12 protein-coding genes are annotated in these 15,815 nt (G+C 63.4%); 7 read left to right on the plus strand and 5 right to left on the minus strand.

All coding sequences use genetic code 11. From position 1 onward, the window contains the following. Complete coding sequence (gene hpaH, locus L0U84_RS30060; protein WP_233855703.1) at positions 1 to 804, plus strand: 2-oxo-hept-4-ene-1,7-dioate hydratase; 804 nt, start codon at positions 1 to 3, stop codon at positions 802 to 804. Positions 805 to 814: 10 nt separating this feature from the next. Further along, positions 815 to 1,618 (plus strand): 4-hydroxy-2-oxoheptanedioate aldolase, encoded by an 804-nt coding sequence (hpaI, locus tag L0U84_RS30065; RefSeq protein ID WP_233855704.1) that lies wholly within the window; start codon positions 815 to 817, stop codon positions 1,616 to 1,618. 116 nt (positions 1,619 to 1,734) lie between these two features. Here hpaI and L0U84_RS30070 read toward each other — a convergent pair whose 3' ends face one another. Next, on the minus strand, positions 1,735 to 2,955 hold the full coding sequence (locus L0U84_RS30070) for a DUF2252 domain-containing protein (RefSeq protein ID WP_233855705.1): 1,221 nt from the start codon (positions 2,953 to 2,955) through the stop codon (positions 1,735 to 1,737). 362 nt (positions 2,956 to 3,317) lie between these two features. Then, on the minus strand, positions 3,318 to 3,758 hold the full coding sequence (locus L0U84_RS30075; protein WP_442794058.1) for a MarR family winged helix-turn-helix transcriptional regulator: 441 nt from the start codon (positions 3,756 to 3,758) through the stop codon (positions 3,318 to 3,320). A 131-nt stretch (positions 3,759 to 3,889) separates the two neighbouring features. On the opposite strand from L0U84_RS30075, the gene L0U84_RS30080 reads away from it, so the two are divergent. Then, positions 3,890 to 4,258 (plus strand): antibiotic biosynthesis monooxygenase family protein, encoded by a 369-nt coding sequence (locus L0U84_RS30080; protein WP_233855707.1) that lies wholly within the window; start codon positions 3,890 to 3,892, stop codon positions 4,256 to 4,258. A 238-nt stretch (positions 4,259 to 4,496) separates the two neighbouring features. Here the strand turns inward: L0U84_RS30080 and L0U84_RS30085 are convergent, their stop codons facing one another. Further along, positions 4,497 to 5,546 carry an AraC family transcriptional regulator gene (locus tag L0U84_RS30085; protein ID WP_233855708.1) on the minus strand — a complete coding sequence of 350 codons (1,050 nt, stop codon included), beginning with the start codon at positions 5,544 to 5,546 and terminating at the stop codon, positions 4,497 to 4,499. A 203-nt stretch (positions 5,547 to 5,749) separates the two neighbouring features. On the opposite strand from L0U84_RS30085, the gene L0U84_RS30090 reads away from it, so the two are divergent. From L0U84_RS30090 to L0U84_RS30100, 3 genes are all read left to right on the plus strand, one after another. After that, complete coding sequence (locus tag L0U84_RS30090) at positions 5,750 to 6,805, plus strand: 3-keto-5-aminohexanoate cleavage protein (protein ID WP_233856876.1); 1,056 nt, start codon at positions 5,750 to 5,752, stop codon at positions 6,803 to 6,805. A 111-nt stretch (positions 6,806 to 6,916) separates the two neighbouring features. After that, the gene (locus L0U84_RS30095) at positions 6,917 to 8,902 is read left to right on the plus strand and encodes an acetoacetate--CoA ligase (RefSeq protein ID WP_233855709.1); all 1,986 of its coding nucleotides are present in this window, start codon (positions 6,917 to 6,919) and stop codon (positions 8,900 to 8,902) included. 500 nt (positions 8,903 to 9,402) lie between these two features. Next, complete coding sequence (locus L0U84_RS30100; protein ID WP_233855710.1) at positions 9,403 to 10,401, plus strand: hypothetical protein; 999 nt, start codon at positions 9,403 to 9,405, stop codon at positions 10,399 to 10,401. Positions 10,402 to 10,872: 471 nt separating this feature from the next. Here the strand turns inward: L0U84_RS30100 and L0U84_RS30105 are convergent, their stop codons facing one another. Both L0U84_RS30105 and L0U84_RS30110 read right to left on the minus strand, forming a co-directional pair. Next, complete coding sequence (locus tag L0U84_RS30105) at positions 10,873 to 13,224, minus strand: bifunctional diguanylate cyclase/phosphodiesterase (RefSeq protein WP_233855711.1); 2,352 nt, start codon at positions 13,222 to 13,224, stop codon at positions 10,873 to 10,875. 199 nt (positions 13,225 to 13,423) lie between these two features. Then, positions 13,424 to 14,569: a GGDEF domain-containing protein gene (locus L0U84_RS30110; RefSeq protein WP_233855712.1), complete on the minus strand. Its 1,146-nt coding sequence runs from the start codon at positions 14,567 to 14,569 to the stop codon at positions 13,424 to 13,426. A gap of 662 nt (positions 14,570 to 15,231) precedes the next feature. Here L0U84_RS30110 and bcsD point away from each other — a divergent pair. After that, the gene (gene bcsD, locus L0U84_RS30115) at positions 15,232 to 15,687 is read left to right on the plus strand and encodes a cellulose biosynthesis protein BcsD (RefSeq protein WP_233855713.1); all 456 of its coding nucleotides are present in this window, start codon (positions 15,232 to 15,234) and stop codon (positions 15,685 to 15,687) included. Positions 15,688 to 15,815 lie beyond the last annotated feature (128 nt).

Here is a 15,815-nt window from a genome sequence, read left to right on the forward strand (position 1 = left end):
ATGCTAGACGAACAAACCATTCGCGATCTCGCGGCGCAACTCGATCACGCGGAAAAGACCCGCACGCAGCTGCGCCATTTTTCCGCGCAGTATCCACAGATGACCGTACAGGACGGCTACGCGATTCAACGCGAGTGGGTCAAGTTGAAGCTCGCCGAAGGGCACGTGATCAAGGGCAGGAAGATCGGCCTGACGTCGCGCGCGATGCAGCGCTCGTCACAGATCGACGAGCCGGATTACGCGCCGTTGCTCGACAGCATGTTCATCGACAGCGGCCAGGACATTCGCGCGGATCGCTTCATCGCGCCGCGCGTCGAGGTGGAGCTCGCGTTCGTGCTGAGCAAACCGCTGAAGGGCCCCGGCGTGACGCTGTTCGACGTGCTCGACGCGACCGCGTACGTGACGCCGGCCGTCGAAATCATCGACGCACGCATCGAGCAGTTCGATCGCGATACGCGCGCACCGCGCAAGGTCTACGACACGATCTCCGATTTCGCCGCAAACGCGGGCGTCATGCTCGGCGGCAGGCCCGTGCGTCCGCTCGAGGTCGACCTGCGCTGGGTCGGCGCGCTGCTGTACAAGAACGGCGCGGTCGAGGAAAGCGGGCTCGCGGCGGCGGTGCTCAACCATCCGGCCACCGGCGTCGCGTGGCTCGCGAACAAAATTGCTCCGTATGACGAATCATTGAACACCGGCGATGTGATCCTGAGCGGCTCGTTCACGAGCCCGATTCCGGCACGCGCGGGCGACACGTTCCACGTCGACTATGGCCCGCTCGGCGGCATCGGTTTGAATTTCATCTGAGAGCATCGCTATGTCCGTGCCGACCAACCCCTTCAAACGCGCGCTTGCCGAAGGCAAACCGCAATTCGGCCTGTGGGCCGCGCTCGCCGACGCCTACGTGACCGAGTTGCTCGCCACCGCCAGTTTCGACTGGCTGCTGATCGACAACGAGCACGCGCCGAACGACGTGCGCAGCACGCTGTCGCAATTGCAGGCGGTCGCCGCATATGCGTCGCATCCGGTCGTGCGGCCGGTGAAGAGCGACGCTGCGCTGATCAAGCAGTTGCTCGACATTGGCGCGCAAACGCTGCTGCTGCCGATGATCGACACGGCCGCGCAAGCGCTCGACGCGGTCGCGGCCACGCGCTATCCGCCGCAGGGCATTCGCGGCGTCGGCAGCGCGCTCGCGCGTGCCTCGCGCTGGAATCGCGTGCCCGACTATCTGACCACCGCCGCCGACGAACTGTGCGTGATCGTGCAGGCCGAGACCGTGCAGAGCCTCGACAATCTCGCGGAGATCGCGCGCGTGGATGGCGTCGATGGCGTGTTCTTCGGGCCGTCCGATCTGAGCGCGTCGATGGGATTGCTCGGCAAACCGGGCGACGCGCGCGTGCGCGACGCGATTCGCCGCGGCATCGATACCGTGCGCGGTGCGGGCAAGGCGGCGGGCGTGCTCGCCCCTGATCCTGCGCTAGCGGCCGACTATCTGGCGGCGGGCGCGAGCTTCGTCGCGGTCGGCACGGATACCGGCTTGCTGAGCCGCGCGGCCGCGGATCTCGCCGCGTCGTACAAGAACACGGCAGCGACGGCGGCGCAGGTCAAAGGCGGGTATTGAGGCAAATGCCGGAACCTTGCTCGGCGCGCATCTCGGGCCGTTCTCGCGCGCCACCTTCAAGCGCGGTCGAAACGCTCTACCCGGCGGCGACTGCGGCAAGCGCGCATTGACGTGACCTAACGCCCTGTCGCGTAGCGCCGGCAATGCTCAAGATAGCCAGCCTCGTGGCTGCTCACGAGTTCCACGATGCTGTTCCAGAGCCAGAGCGGGGCATCGATGGTCTTCGAACGGTTGCACCGCAATTCACCAAGCCAGCTTTTGCACGTCGCCTTGTCCATCTGCCGCGCGTGCGCCCGTCCGACCACGGCGGCAAGATAGTGCGATACCTTCATCGAATCGTCCTTGTCGAGCTGATCGATCTCCAGCTTCAGATCCTGCGGCAGCAGTTCGCGAATCACCACGGCGCGATCCAGTAACCGCGCGGCGCGCATGCGCTCGCCCAGAAACGGCGAAAGGTGCCGTGCGCCTTCCACCACACGTTGCGCGTTGTCACGCGGCATCGTCGCGTTTTCATAGCGCGGTGCGGCCGCCTTCACGCCTTCCTTGATGTCCATCAGACACAGATCGTCCCCTTCGACCACGCCACCATCGACATCGAGCAACACCGCGTAGCGCAAACGTCCCAGCGAACTGCATCCCTTGACCCAGTACGCTGCGTCGAGCACCTCGACGTCGCCCGCGTCGCGTCGGCCTTTCAGTGACGTAGGCAGGCTGGCAATCGCCTCGTCGTGAAAGAGCGCATCAATCTCCTTGCACTCCCGCTTCGTGAGCGGCCAGAAGCGTTTGCCGAGTGGAATCGTAGGCTTCAGGTCGTCGATGCGTTCGCGCGCCAAGTGTTGCCACGAACGGCGCACGGCTTCTTTCATCACGACGCGCACGGGTTCGGGACGAGCGAGTCGATCAGACACCTTAGCGCCGTGCACAAAGGCGGATTCATAGCCTGCCGCCAGCGCTTCCATCATGCGAACGACGTGTAGCCCGGATAACGACGAGCCGCGCGCCGCCGTCGCGAGCGACAGACCGAGGCGCACGAGGTCGTGAACGGGATTGCCGATCACCGTCTGATCGAGATCGCGAATCTGTATCTCGACTTCGCCTTTCGCGTTGGCCACGGGACCGAGATTGCCCGTGTGGCAATCTCCGCAGATCCAGATGGCGGGACCGTGCGGCAACGAATCGCCGTTGGTTTCGATCGCCCATTCGTAGAACTGTTCGGTGTTGCCGCGCACATACGCGTGCGGCGACCGCGCCATTTTCAGGCGACGTTGCTCCGTCAGCACAGCTTGGCGATCGCGCGGTTCTGACGGGGCTTTGAATGACTTGTCGTTCTTCGCCATAGTTTTTCCGTTCCGAGTGCGCAGTTGATAAGCGGAAGACAATGTCAGCAGGGTCTGTGCCTCGAACTTGCAGACGGCTTACGCGCACCCGTCAACCCATCGATCACACGGGCTGCCAGCACAAGCGAATGGGTACTCGCGACGCGAAGCCGTCTCCCGATTCACCGCTTGATCAATGGCCGTTTCAGAGGTCAACCGGTCTTCCGATTGCGCGATCTAGTAGCGGATTGCCAGCCGGGACGCGCGCGTTTGGTGGGCGGCAGATGGCACCGGAGAACGGCCGCGTGCTGGTAAAACATTGCACACCCTGCATTGGGTATCGCGGCCAACGACGAGGAAACGGAGAACGGGCGATCAATCGATCAATCCAGATCGTCGGCTGCGATTATGTCGTCCAGGTTCGTTTGCAATCTCAGGATGACGCGATGTGCGGCCTTAATCTCGTCGACGGCCAATCCATCAGAGAGGCGGTTGACCCATGGGGCCTGAAGACTCATGGCAGCATCAAAGGCCTGCCTTCCCTTGTCTGTCAGAACGACAAGCTGTGCGCGGCGATGGTGAGGGTTCGCCTCGAAACGAACCAAGCCATCCTCTGCCAGGTCGTTCACTATCCGTTGGACATTCTGACGATTGGCCCCTAAGTCCCGAGCGAGCCAAGCCACCGGCTGCGACCGTTCTGCTTCGCTGATGGCGCCAAGGATCTGCCAGCGTGCGCTCGTGAGCCCAAGTCCCGCAACCAGGCGATCCCCCGCGGTGAGAAGTCCGCTGTTGAGGCGGAAGAAATCAAGAATGACGTCCGTCAAGCATTCGCCGGCAGGCGTTCTCGCTGTCTTGTGCATATGTCACCATAAATCGTAATTGACAATATCATGTCAATTTACTATAAATCGATCATGTCAGGTTGACATCATGCTTCCAAACCGAGGAGTGCGCCATGCTGCAGTTACGACCCCTTGACCCGTCCTTCCCAATCGAACGTCAACTTGCCACTGACGCGGCTCCCGTCGTGCTTGTGAATGTCTTCACACTGGATCCGGCCGACGAGCCGATCTTTCTCAAGGTCTGGCAGGACGACGCGGCGTTTATGAAGCAGCAACCCGGCTTCATCTCGACGCAGCTCCATCGCGCACTCGGAGAAAATCCGACATACATGAACTACGCTGTTTGGGAATCCACCGCCCATTTTCGAGCGGCGTTCTCTCACCCGGAGTTCAAGGCGAGCCTGGCCGCCTATCCCTCCTCGGCGATCGCTTCGCCACACCTCTTCCAGAAGGTTGCAGTGCCGGGCATTTGCGTCAGTTAGGGGCTGACGCCCTGCTGGACGCAATGTCGCAACGCGCCCATTCACGCGAGTTGGATACACAGTCCGCGCGAAGGGATGCGACGAGGGCGATAGGTAGGTGACGGTCAGCTTTACGGTGCCGAGCCGCCGTTTGACTGTCCTTCCATGCCTTGGAACCAATGACCGCACATGGACGAGCAGGGAGAAACCGTTCCTGCATAGTGGAGAAGATCGCTACGCATGACCCATCGGCGTGTAGTTACTGAAGAGGCGTCTCGATCGCTGCTGACTTTGCTGTATGAGCGACTCCCTCGATCTGTCTGGTTCGCCACGCGCGAGGCGTCATGCCGAAGCCGGACGTGAACCAGCGCGTAAAGGACGCTTGCCGGGCATAGCCAAGCAATGTCGCCACCCCGCCGATCGGATAGCGCGAGTTGTTCAGATATCGGATTGCCAGATTGTGACGCACCTCTTCGAGAAGATCCGAGAAGCTGGTGCCTGCGGTCTCCAGCCGTCGGCGCAGGGTGCGCGCGCTCAGATGCAGATGGCTGGCCACCTGATCGACGCTCGCCTGTTCAAGCGGCAAGAGCAGATAGATCGCCTTGCGCACCTCGTCCGTCATCGATTCCGGTCTGCTCGCGTCGAGCGGCCTTGCGAGGCTTTCCGCATATTTCACCAGTTCCGGGTCCGCGTTCGGGTTCGGCTGGTCGAGATCGGAGGCGGCACAGACAATTCCGTTGAAGTCGCTGTTGAACGACACCGGGCAACCGAAAAAACGTCTGTACGGACGAACATCGGGCGGTGCCGCGTGGGCGAAATGAACACTGACAGGCTTCCAACCTTGACCCAGCAGCGCGTTGCAGGTCCGGGCGAGCAAGCCGACCGCAAGCTCGGTCGCCTGGCGTGTCGGAACGTCCAGCTCAGAAACCACCTCCTCGCGAATGATCACCTTGCCGGCGGCAGTTTCAATGTGGAGCCCCAATGCCTCATTCAGCAGATGCCGATACTGAATGGAGGCGAGCAGCACCTCTCGTAGTGTCCGCTTGTGCGCGAGTAGCATGCCGACGACACCGAAATCGAAGTCCTGCCGCAACTCGGCCATTTGCAGACCGAACGTCGGACATTTTGTCTCGCGCGCGCTCGCTTCGAGCAGCTGGCATCCCGCCGAGACGGGAATGCGCTGTTCGGGATTGGCCAGCGTCGCGGCATCGAGCCCCACCTGTCGCAACAGCGCTTGCGGATTGAAACCATGGCGTCGCGCCACCTGGAAATAGCCGCTCAACGCGCCGGCGCGCGCAAAAGTTTCCATTGGTTTTCCTGCCTGCTTCGTCTGAATCGAGGGTGATCGAACGATCTGGTGGTTTATGCCGGTTGGCCTGAATTGCTAAAAAAATGGCCTCAAAAGAGAAATCCGATTCTGGCAGCAGCCTATATTCCTGTCCAGCACCGCACAGCGTCTCACCCGCGTCCAGACGGGATGCCTGCGGCGATCCCCCTTATCAGGAGCAAGCCATGCAATTTCTCGACGATTCCCTGCACCCCGAGAATCAGGACAAGGTTGTCATCACCGTCGCACCCTACGGGCCGGAATGGATGCCGGCCGACTTTCCGGACGACATTCCGGTGACGATGGAAGAGCAGGTACAGAAGGCCGTCGACTGCTACGACGCGGGCGCCAGTGTGCTGCACCTGCATGTTCGCGAGCTGGATGGCAAAGGCTCCAAGCGCCTGTCAAAGTTCAATGAGCTGATCGCCGGCGTGCGCGCGGCGGTGCCCGAGATGATCATCCAGGTGGGCGGCTCGATCTCGTTCGCTCCAGAGAACGAGGGCCAGGCCGCGAAGTGGCTCTCGGACGACACGCGCCACATGCTCGCCGAATTGACGCCCAAGCCCGACCAGGTGACCGTGGCGATCAACACCACGCAGATGAACATCATGGAACTGCTCTATCCGGAGTATCTGGAGGGCACCTCGCTCGCTCATCCGGGGTATCAGCAGGCGTACCGTGAGATGACGGTGCCGGCAGGTCCCACGTGGCTCGAAGAGCACCTGCGCCGACTGCAGGCCGCCAACATCCAGCCGCACTTTCAGCTGGCAGGCATGCACTCCTACGAGACCCTGGAGCGCCTGATCCGCCGCGGCGTATACAAGGGGCCGGTCAACCTGACGTGGATCGGCATTGGCGGGGGCGTCGACGGTCCGAGCCCGTACAACTTCATGGAGCTCGTGCGGCGCGCCGCGGACGGCGTCTGCATCACTTCCGAGTCGCTGCTGAAAAACGTATTGCCGATCAACATGATGTCGATGGCGATGGGCTTCCATCCGCGCTGTGGCATCGAGGATACGATCATCGACCAGCACGGCAAGCGCATGACTTCGGTTCAGCAGGTCCAGCAATGCGTGCGAATAGCGCGCGAACTGGGCCGCGAGGTCGCCAACGGCAGGCAGGCCCGCGAGATCTACAAGATTGGCGTGCAGTACAGGTCCGTCGATGAAACGCTCGCCAAGCTCGGCATGGCGCCGAACCGTCGGCCAGGTGAGAAGAACGTCCCGCTGCGTGCAGCATGACGTAGCCTTGCTACATGAAACGCCTCGCGACTCAGGGCTGGTCGACGCGTCGCCTGCGGCGCGCACCGGCAGCGAGAGTGAACCCGATTTTCGAACGAGACCCGCACCACCATGAATGTCAGCATTGATAGCCTCACGCCGGCCTGGTCTCCGGCCTCGCAATTCGCCAAATCGGCGCGAGTCACGCACTTCATGCGGTGGCTGAACACCGAACGCGGGTTGGCGTTTGACGACTATGACGCGCTTTGGCAATGGTCCGTCGACCACGTCGATGACTTCTGGTGCGCGCTGTGGGACTGGGCCGGCATCCGCTCGACGCAACCGCGTGGGCAGGCGCTGATCCATGCCGCGATGCCGGGTGCGAGCTGGTTTCCCGGTGTCCGCATGAACTACGTCGAGCAGGTGTTCCGTCATGCGACGGACAGGAGACCCGCTATCGTTTTCCGCAACGAAGCGGGCGAGCAGAGCGCAATGGGCTGGGCCGAGCTTCGCCGGCAGGTGGCCGCGCTCGCCGCCTCCCTGCGTCGCATGGGCGTGGAGCGCGGAGACCGGGTTGCCGCCTTTATGCCCAACATACCGGAAACGGTCGTCGCATTTCTGGCTGTCGCCAGCCTTGGTGCAATCTGGTCGGTCTGTTCACCAGACATGGGTCAACTGGCGGTGCTCGATCGTTTCCGTCAGATCGAACCGAAGGTCATGATTGCCGTCGACGGCTATCGATATGGTGGAAAGGCCCACGATCGCATCGAATTGGTCCGGATGCTGCTGGGCGAATTGCCCACCGTCAAGCATGTCGTTCTCGTTCCGGATCTGGACCCGCAAGCCAGCGTCGCCGGGCTCCCGGGCGGGCTTGCATGGACCGACGCCATTGCCGCCGACACGCCGCTCGACGTCGAGCACGTGCCGTTCGATCATCCGCTGTGGATCGTCTATTCGTCGGGCACGACGGGCCTGCCCAAGCCTATCGTGCACTCGCAGGGCGGCATCGTGCTCGAGCATGTGAAGCTCACTACGCTGCACCTGGACTTGCATCCGGGTGACCGTTTCCACTGGTTTGCCAGCACCGGATGGATCATGTGGAATCTGCAGGTGGCGGGCCTGCTGGCAGGCGCAACGCTCTGTCTGTTCGACGGCAACCCCGGTTACCCGGACATGAACGCGCTCTGGCGATTTGTCGGCGAAACGGAGGTCAACTTCTTCGGTGCGGGCGCCGCATACTTCCAGTCCTGCCAGAAGGCTGGCATCGAGCCACGGGCGACTACGAACCTGTCGGCCCTGCGGGCGGTCGGTTCCACAGGCTCGCCGCTTTCGCCGGAAGGCTACCGCTGGATCCTCGATCGCGTGGGCGAAGTGTGGATCAACGCCATATCGGGCGGTACCGATTTCGCCGGATGTTTCGTCGCTGGTGTGCCCATCCTGCCCGTGTATCTGGGAGAGATGCAGTGCCGCTGTCTCGGAGCGCGTGTCGAGGCGTTCGACGACGCGGGCAAGGTCCTGATCGATGAAGTCGGCGAACTCGTGTGCACAGCGCCGATGCCATCAATGCCGCTTTTTTTCTGGAACGATAGTGACAACCAGCGGTACCGGGAAAGTTATTTCGATACATGGCCCGGCATCTGGCGCCACGGCGACTGGGTGCGCATCACGCCTCGTGGCGGTGCGATCATCTACGGCCGCTCGGATGCGACGATCAACCGGCACGGCATCCGCATGGGCACCAGCGAACTCTACCGGGCGGTCGAGGAACTGCCTGAGGTGCTCGACAGCCTCGTAGTCGACCTCGAATATCTGGGACGTGAATCGTACATGCCGCTTTTCGTGGTGCTCCGGCCTGATGCCGAACTGACGGCGGAACTGGTCGGCCGGATCCGCGAGCGCATCCGGAATGCGCTTTCCGCGCGGCACGTGCCAAACGAGGTCTTCGAGGTGGCGGCGATTCCGCGAACTCTATCGGGCAAAAAGATGGAGCTGCCTGTCAAGAAGCTGCTGCTCGGCCAATCCCTTGCCAAGGTGGCGAACCCCGACACGATGGCCAACCCTGAGAGCCTCGCCTGGTTCGATGAATTTGCGCGCACGCGCATCGTCGCCCAGCAGTGACAACCGCACAAAGCGGATTCGCGCACTGAGAAGAATTGGAGAGGAGCAAAAGCATGGCAAAAGCAGTGCGCTTTCGCGGAACACGAGAAGCAGTTCGAGGCGGGCGACGTGGTCTCGGACTTCAATCAGCGCGCCTATGAACTGTTGCTGGAGTGCTGGAGCATTTAGGAACCCAAGCCGTTGCTCGCGTGGCTGTCGCCCGCGTTGTATCCCGTCGAATGCATGGCGCGCCTTGCCGAGCCTCCAGTGACGATGAGCAGTTACGGGGCGAACCGGGTCGTGCAGCACTAAAATGAGATGGGGCAATGAAGGCGGCGCTCGAAGCGCACCAATCGGCGATTGAGTCATGGACATCGCCCTCGCGCGTTTCTTATGAGCAGCCGCGCGTACACAAGCCTTTCTGGAAGAATCGCACTGCCGTCGTGCAGGTCATGCCATCGGGGTGCGAAAACTGAGTGGTCAACAAGGGAGACCGCAAAATGGGCATCTTCAGCTGGCTGTTGCAGCGCGGCAGCGCGACCGAGGAGTCGGACCAGCGGCAAACTCGCGACGTAGTGGAACGCGTCGTTGAGCTGAGTCCGCAATTGCGTCTCGCGACTCAATACGAGGCGCGTCTTTCGAAGGCCGCGAAGGCCGCGCTCGATTATGTCGGCCGCATGGTCGACGACTTGCCCGGCGCGCGTGAGGTGAGCGCCGCTGCGTGGTCTGCCGATCGTCAAATTCACGCGTTCTTTGCGGCGCCCGACGACATTGCCCGCGCTTTCAGCGGCTCGCACGTGCTGCGGGCGTTTTTCGACGAGCATCCCGGCGCGGACGAGGCTTTTGCGGTGCTCGGCATGGCGCTTTCCGAGCGCCGCGTGCTAGGAGCACGAGAGGAAGCCGGAATCGTGCGCACGGACGTCCCGATCACCACGGTCAGCTTCGGCGATCATCAGGTCGGCCTGTGCGCGAGTACAGAAGAGGAGCTGCGCGATGAACTCGTGCTGCGCGTCATCGATCAGCTGGCGCTGGCGGCGCTCGCGCAGGTCGAGGCCGATGCTTCCCGCCGTGAATCGCTTGTGCAAGAACGGGCCTTGCTCAAGGTCCGCCTTCAGCTGCTCGAACGCGGCGGACTGGGCATGGATTCGGTGTGGGGCGGCGGCGTGCCGGCTGAGACCGGCGACCGCGCCAGCCTGCAGGCGCGAATTGACGAGAACGACCGCGAACTCGCGGGCCTTGGACTGGCGACCGACGCACTGGAACGGGAGCTGAAGGTGGTGTGCGATGTGCTCGCGGATCCGGCCTCGCATGTGAGCGTCGAGAGCAGGCAATTGCGGCTCGACCGGATGAACGTGGTCGTCGACGAAGGCGCGGGTGATGGCGTGCTCATCGAGTTCGAAGTTGCCCGCATCCCCACAAGCCCGCCACGTATCCGCGCCTTTGCGCTGGTGCGCTTCGCGCGGGCCGACCTGCTGCGCGCGACGACGTTTGCCGAAGCGGCCTCGAAGCTGGTGATTTGAAGCGTGCCGCGCAGCGGAGCCAGCTGCGAAGCGGAGGCTCGATCCACGACAGCGTGGGACGAAGAATCAGGGCAACGCTGAAATTGAAGACCGGATGCGCTCAGGCGACAGACATGCCGGGGCTGGCGCGAAAGGAGGTGCGCTGGCCGATGGCGCAGTCGCCACGGCGAGGGCGGCGATGGCGGTTGCAGTTCCGGAAGCGGTCGCTCACCGAACGGTACTCGGAACGGCCGAGACGGGGTCGGCTACGGCCAATCGCATCCGGCGAAATGCGGTAACTTTGGCGCGAACGTAGGCCAGTCGCACGACCTCTGACGCGCCCGCCCGGACACCTTGGCGCGACTGCACGTAAGTCGTTGATTTTCAGCGTTCACCGTTACACTTACTCTGGCGGCCTACGTCAAACCGAAAACCAAAACAACAGCCGCGAGACGCCCCACTTACCCGCGTTCGCGGCCTTCTACTTTCCCCCTACTCCCCCGCCGGCCAGGGCAAGCCGCGCGCCGACCAATCCAGCTCGACGCCCATCACACAGCGCCCGCTCGCCAGCTGCACGGCCAGTGTCACCGCGATGCACGGCCGCCCGCTCGCGAGCGACAGGTAAGGATTACTGGTGATCGCCTCGCCGGGCAACAGCACCGCGTTGCGGAAGTACGGCCGATGATCCCAGCGCGCATCGCGCGGATTCGCGACCGGCTGCAGCGACGCGGCGTCCTCGGACCATGCGGGCCCGCGCACCTCGTGACCGATCTGGCGCCCGGTATCGTCGAGAATGAAGCAGCTGATGCAACGCTCGAAGGTGGCGAGCATCGCGAACGCGTCGTCCATCGCGACGCCGGCGCGCAGCCCGTCGGCCGCGCACCGCAGTTCGAGCCGGTACGGTTCCATTTCGGATTCGAACAACGCATGTTGATGCGCACGCCCCTGCGCGATCACGTCGAACGCATCGTCGATCTGGCGGTGCACCGACTCGGGTGGCGCGATCTCGACAGCAGGTCGCCCGAGCAGATAGCCCTGCGCGAAATCGACATTCGACTCGACCGCGAGGATCAGCTCGTCGGCCGTCTCGACGCCTTCGACGACCACCAGCATCCCCGCCTGGTGCAGCAGCGACACGAGCTTCGGCAGGATCGGCTGCTGCGTGCGGTGCGTGGTCGCGCGAATCAGCTCGCCGTCGAGCTTGACGATGTCCGGCCGGATCCGCAGCAGGCGGTCGAGATTCGACTGGCCCGCGCCGAAGTCGTCGACTGCGATCAGGAAGCCGTGCTGGCGATAGCCCGCCGCCGCGCGCGACATGTCGTCGACGCTGCCGCCGTGCGATTCGAGAATCTCGAGAATCACGCGCTCGGGTTCGAGCCCCGCGGCGCGCACGATCTTCGTCAACTGGTCGGCATAGCCGTCGGCAACGAAGGTGGCCGGCAGGATGTTCAGGAACAGCCACGCGTCGCCCGGCAGCGCGCGACGCGCGTTGCCGAGATGCACCGCGTGGCTCGCGCGGTCGAGCGCACCTTCGTCGCTCGACGGCTTCGGCGCGAACATCACGACCGGCGGCACCAGCGTGCCGTCGTCATGCTCACCGCGCAGCAGCGCCTCGAAGCCGACCTGCTTCTGATGCGACAGGCTGTAGAGCGGCTGGAAATGCGAGATCAGATAGAAGTCTTCCCAGCGGTAACGCGCCGCGCGCGCGCTCGGGTCGGTGCTGTCGCCGCGCGGCGCGAATACGTCGTCGAACGGTGACTGCAGCGCGTCGAACGGCAGCGCGCGCTCCGCGCAGACGCGGTTGCGGCCCGTCTGCTTCGCGCGCAGCAGCGCTTCGTCCGCGCGATCGAGCAGCACCATGAAGCTTTCGCCGTGCCGGTGCTCGGCGACGCCGAAGCTCGCGGTCAGATGGCCGTCGGGCCGTTCGATCGCGGCGATGTCGAGGCGCAGCCGCTCCGCGAGTTGCAGCGCCCCGGTGAGGTCGTCGTCGATCAGCAACGCGAACTCCTCGCCGCCGATGCGGCTCACGCTCGGGTAAAGCGCGACCGAGTCCTTCAGCACCTGCGCGACCTCGAACAGCGCATGGTCGCCGACCGCATGGCCGAAGCGGTCGTTGAGCGACTTGAAGCTGTCGATGTCGAGAAAGATCGCGCTGATCCGTGCGCCCGGCGCCAGCGTTTCCAGGCGTTCCTCCGCGTGCTTGACGAACGAGCGTCGGTTTTGCAGGCCGGTCAGCGGATCGGTCGCGGCGAGTTGCGCGAGCTGGCTCTCGAGCAGAAAGTGATTGCGCCGGAAACGGTAGAAGCCGAAATGGAACACCACCGCCGTCGGCGCGCCGATCGCGATGACCCACGTCCACACGGCCGCGTCGACCTCGGGCGCATGAGCCTTGCCGCGCAGCAGCGCGATGGCCGCCGCGTAGAACAGCGCGCTGCCGGTGAAGAAATGGACGGGCGTGAGCCACAGCGGCGCCGCGCAGATCGGTATCACGACGAACGCGGGCATCAGCCACGCCAACGGATGCGCGAGTCCGTTCGCATTCAGCGCGAGCCCGGCGATCAGCACCAGCTCGTACGCGATGCCGATCGCGCCGAACAGCGCCGTCGAGTTCGCGCGCGGGATCGCCAGCACCAGCAGCGCGAGCGCGAGCGCACACAGCAGCCGGTACGCGAGCGGCCCGGCCGGTGCGCCGACCAGTTCGCGCGCCGCAACCATGCACAGGAACGCGACCACCGTGAAGCCTAACGTCACGAGGGAAAGCGGCCGCTGATGGTCGAGCGAGCGTCGGTGAAAGCGCTCACGCAGGTTCGGCTGAGGCAGGTGCTGCGTTGGGATGGCAGACATAAAGGGCTGATCAGGCTGGGTTTCCGGTCACTCCGCCAATGGTTATCGGCAAACGTTCGATAAACATTTATGGCTAACGTCAGACAACGTATAAATTTCGCGACTGCGTGCTTGCAAGGTGCACTGCCGTCCCACTATACGGTTCGATAGTTCGGCACTTCGGCGAACCGCCGGTTCATGCCCGTTGCGACGCTCTGCGCTACGCCGCCACCACCCGATCGCGCCCCGCCGCTTTCGCCGCGTATAACGCCCTGTCGGCGCGTGCCATCATCTGCGCGAGCGATTCGCCGCCCCGCCGCTGATCGACGCCGACGCTGAACGTGTAGCCCAGCCCGCGCGGCCGCTCGCCCGGCATGGTGGCCGCAAGGCGCGCCCGTAGCCGGTCGAGCAGCACGACCGCCTCGGCGGCCGAGGTCGCCGGACATAGCACGCCAAACTCCTCGCCGCCCAATCGCCCGAACACGTCGCCGATCCGCAACTCGCGCGCGACGAACGTCGCGAAGTGCGCGAGCACCTGGTCGCCAGCCGCATGGCCGTGCGTATCGTTGACGGCCTTGAACGAATCGATGTCGACGATCGCGATCGCGACCGGCAAGCCCGTGCGCAACGACGCGTTCAGCAGCGCGCCGCCGATTTCGAGGAACGCGCGACGCGACAGCGCGCCCGTCAGATCATCGACGTTCGCGAGCCGCTCGAGGCGCTCGGCGAGCCGGTCGTGCGCGAGCATCACGACGCCGATCGACAGGAACGGCGGCGCGAGAATGCCGAGCGCGAGAAACACGATGTTGGGCATCGACACCTGCATCAGGCTCGTCTGCTCGAGCAGATGGAAGCCGTACATGACGCCGCGGGTCGTGTGGCCCAGGGACAGCAGCAGCGACGCGGTCGCGAGAAAGTAGAAGCTGTAGCGCGGCCGGTTGGCGGGGCGTCCGGCCAGCATCAGAACACCGAGCGCTCCATAGACGCTCGCGTGATAGGCGGACACCAGCGCGACGCGCGCATTGAAGTTCGGTACGACGAAGGTCCAGTAGACCATCCCGACCAGCACGAACAGCAGCCCCACATAAGCGGGCCACGGCCGCGCGCGGCGGCCGAGGAAACGCAGGCAGCCTTCGAGCAGGAGCAGCAGCGCGAGCGCGAACAGCACGTTGGCCACGACGAGCGTCAGCCAGGGCGACGCATGTCCCTGTAGTGCGGCGCCCAGAAGCGCGACGACCGCGAGCGCGTTGGCGGCGATCCAGTAGCGGACGCCCGGAATCTTCGCGCGCATCAGCGACAGCAGCACGGCCATCGCCATCGCGTCCGCCAGAATCGTGACCAGCAGAATAGTGAGTGGATTGAGCATTGCAATTTCTTTGAATCGAACGACGCCGCGCAAGCCGCGCTGTGCATCGTTTGCTTCTTCGTGTTGTATCGGTCCAGCCGCGCCTCGCGATTTCGCGGCAAATGCCGCCAATGGCGATGACTTTCGTTAGTGCTTGCCGCAATTTCGCAATTCAATTTGCGCGATTAATACGCACACCCACGCACACCCACGCACACCCACGCGCACCGATCCGCCGCCGGGCGCCCCCGCCCCGCGCCGTTCAAGATTCTGCAAGGAAGTTGTGACAAACACGCCGCGCGACTCTTTGCACGATTCACACCCGCCGAATGCATGATTAAAAAACTAAAGCTCGAAGCATGCCGGATTGTCGGCTAATACACCTATTGCCGCGCAAGCTTTTTCTCGCAACGGAGAAGGCAAACGTTTCAATTGCCTTGAAGCAGCAAAAATTACGGAATTCAGGTGTCTCGAATGCGCGTCAATTAACGTATAAGCTGAGCAATGGAAAGTGGCTAAAAGCGAGTGTCTTAAGTAGACTTCTCACGATGTGTGCCGGGCACCCTAGACAACCCGGTAGAAATGACGTAAACGACGCGCGGCGCGCGATTGCCTACCGACTTCATGCTCAATGGCTGTCACGTTCGCGAATGTGCAACGAGCAGCGACCACTTCCGGAAAACATGGTCCCAATCCTCAACTATCTGCTTGAACGCCAAATCTCGCCGCAATGGCGCGGCATGCTCGGCGCTCTGGCGAGCGAGTTCGAAGCGCAAATCGGACGCGACGAGTTGCGTCAACTGATGCATCGCGTCGGCAGCCGTTTCGCGCTCGCGCATCCGCTGCCCGCCTGCGCATCGACGGCCGAGCTAGAGCAGGCGTTGAATTATTACTGGCATCAGATGGATTGGGGTTACGTCGCGCTCGCCGATGAGGCGGAGTCATTGCGCATCGTTCACTATTGCGCGCCGCTGCCGGCCTTCGGCGAAGCGGCGCTCGCCTGGACGCCGGCGTTTCTCGAAGGCGTCTATCAGACGTGGTTGAGCGCGCTGGGCGCGCAGGGTTTGTCGGTCGTGCAGACGAGCGGGTTCGGCGAGGACAGCTCGCTCGAATTCCGCCTCGGCCGTCATCCCGCCTGAGCACCGGCGGCTTTACACGCAGAGGTACGAACGAGCGTGCGAATCAGCGGCACGACTCGAGATGCATAACGCGCGAACGACATGCCAATTTCAAGATAGCGCGGTCGTACTGCAATAAGTATGCGACG

It is taken from the genome of Paraburkholderia sp. HD33-4, assembly GCF_021390635.1.
Classification (GTDB): domain Bacteria; phylum Pseudomonadota; class Gammaproteobacteria; order Burkholderiales; family Burkholderiaceae; genus Paraburkholderia.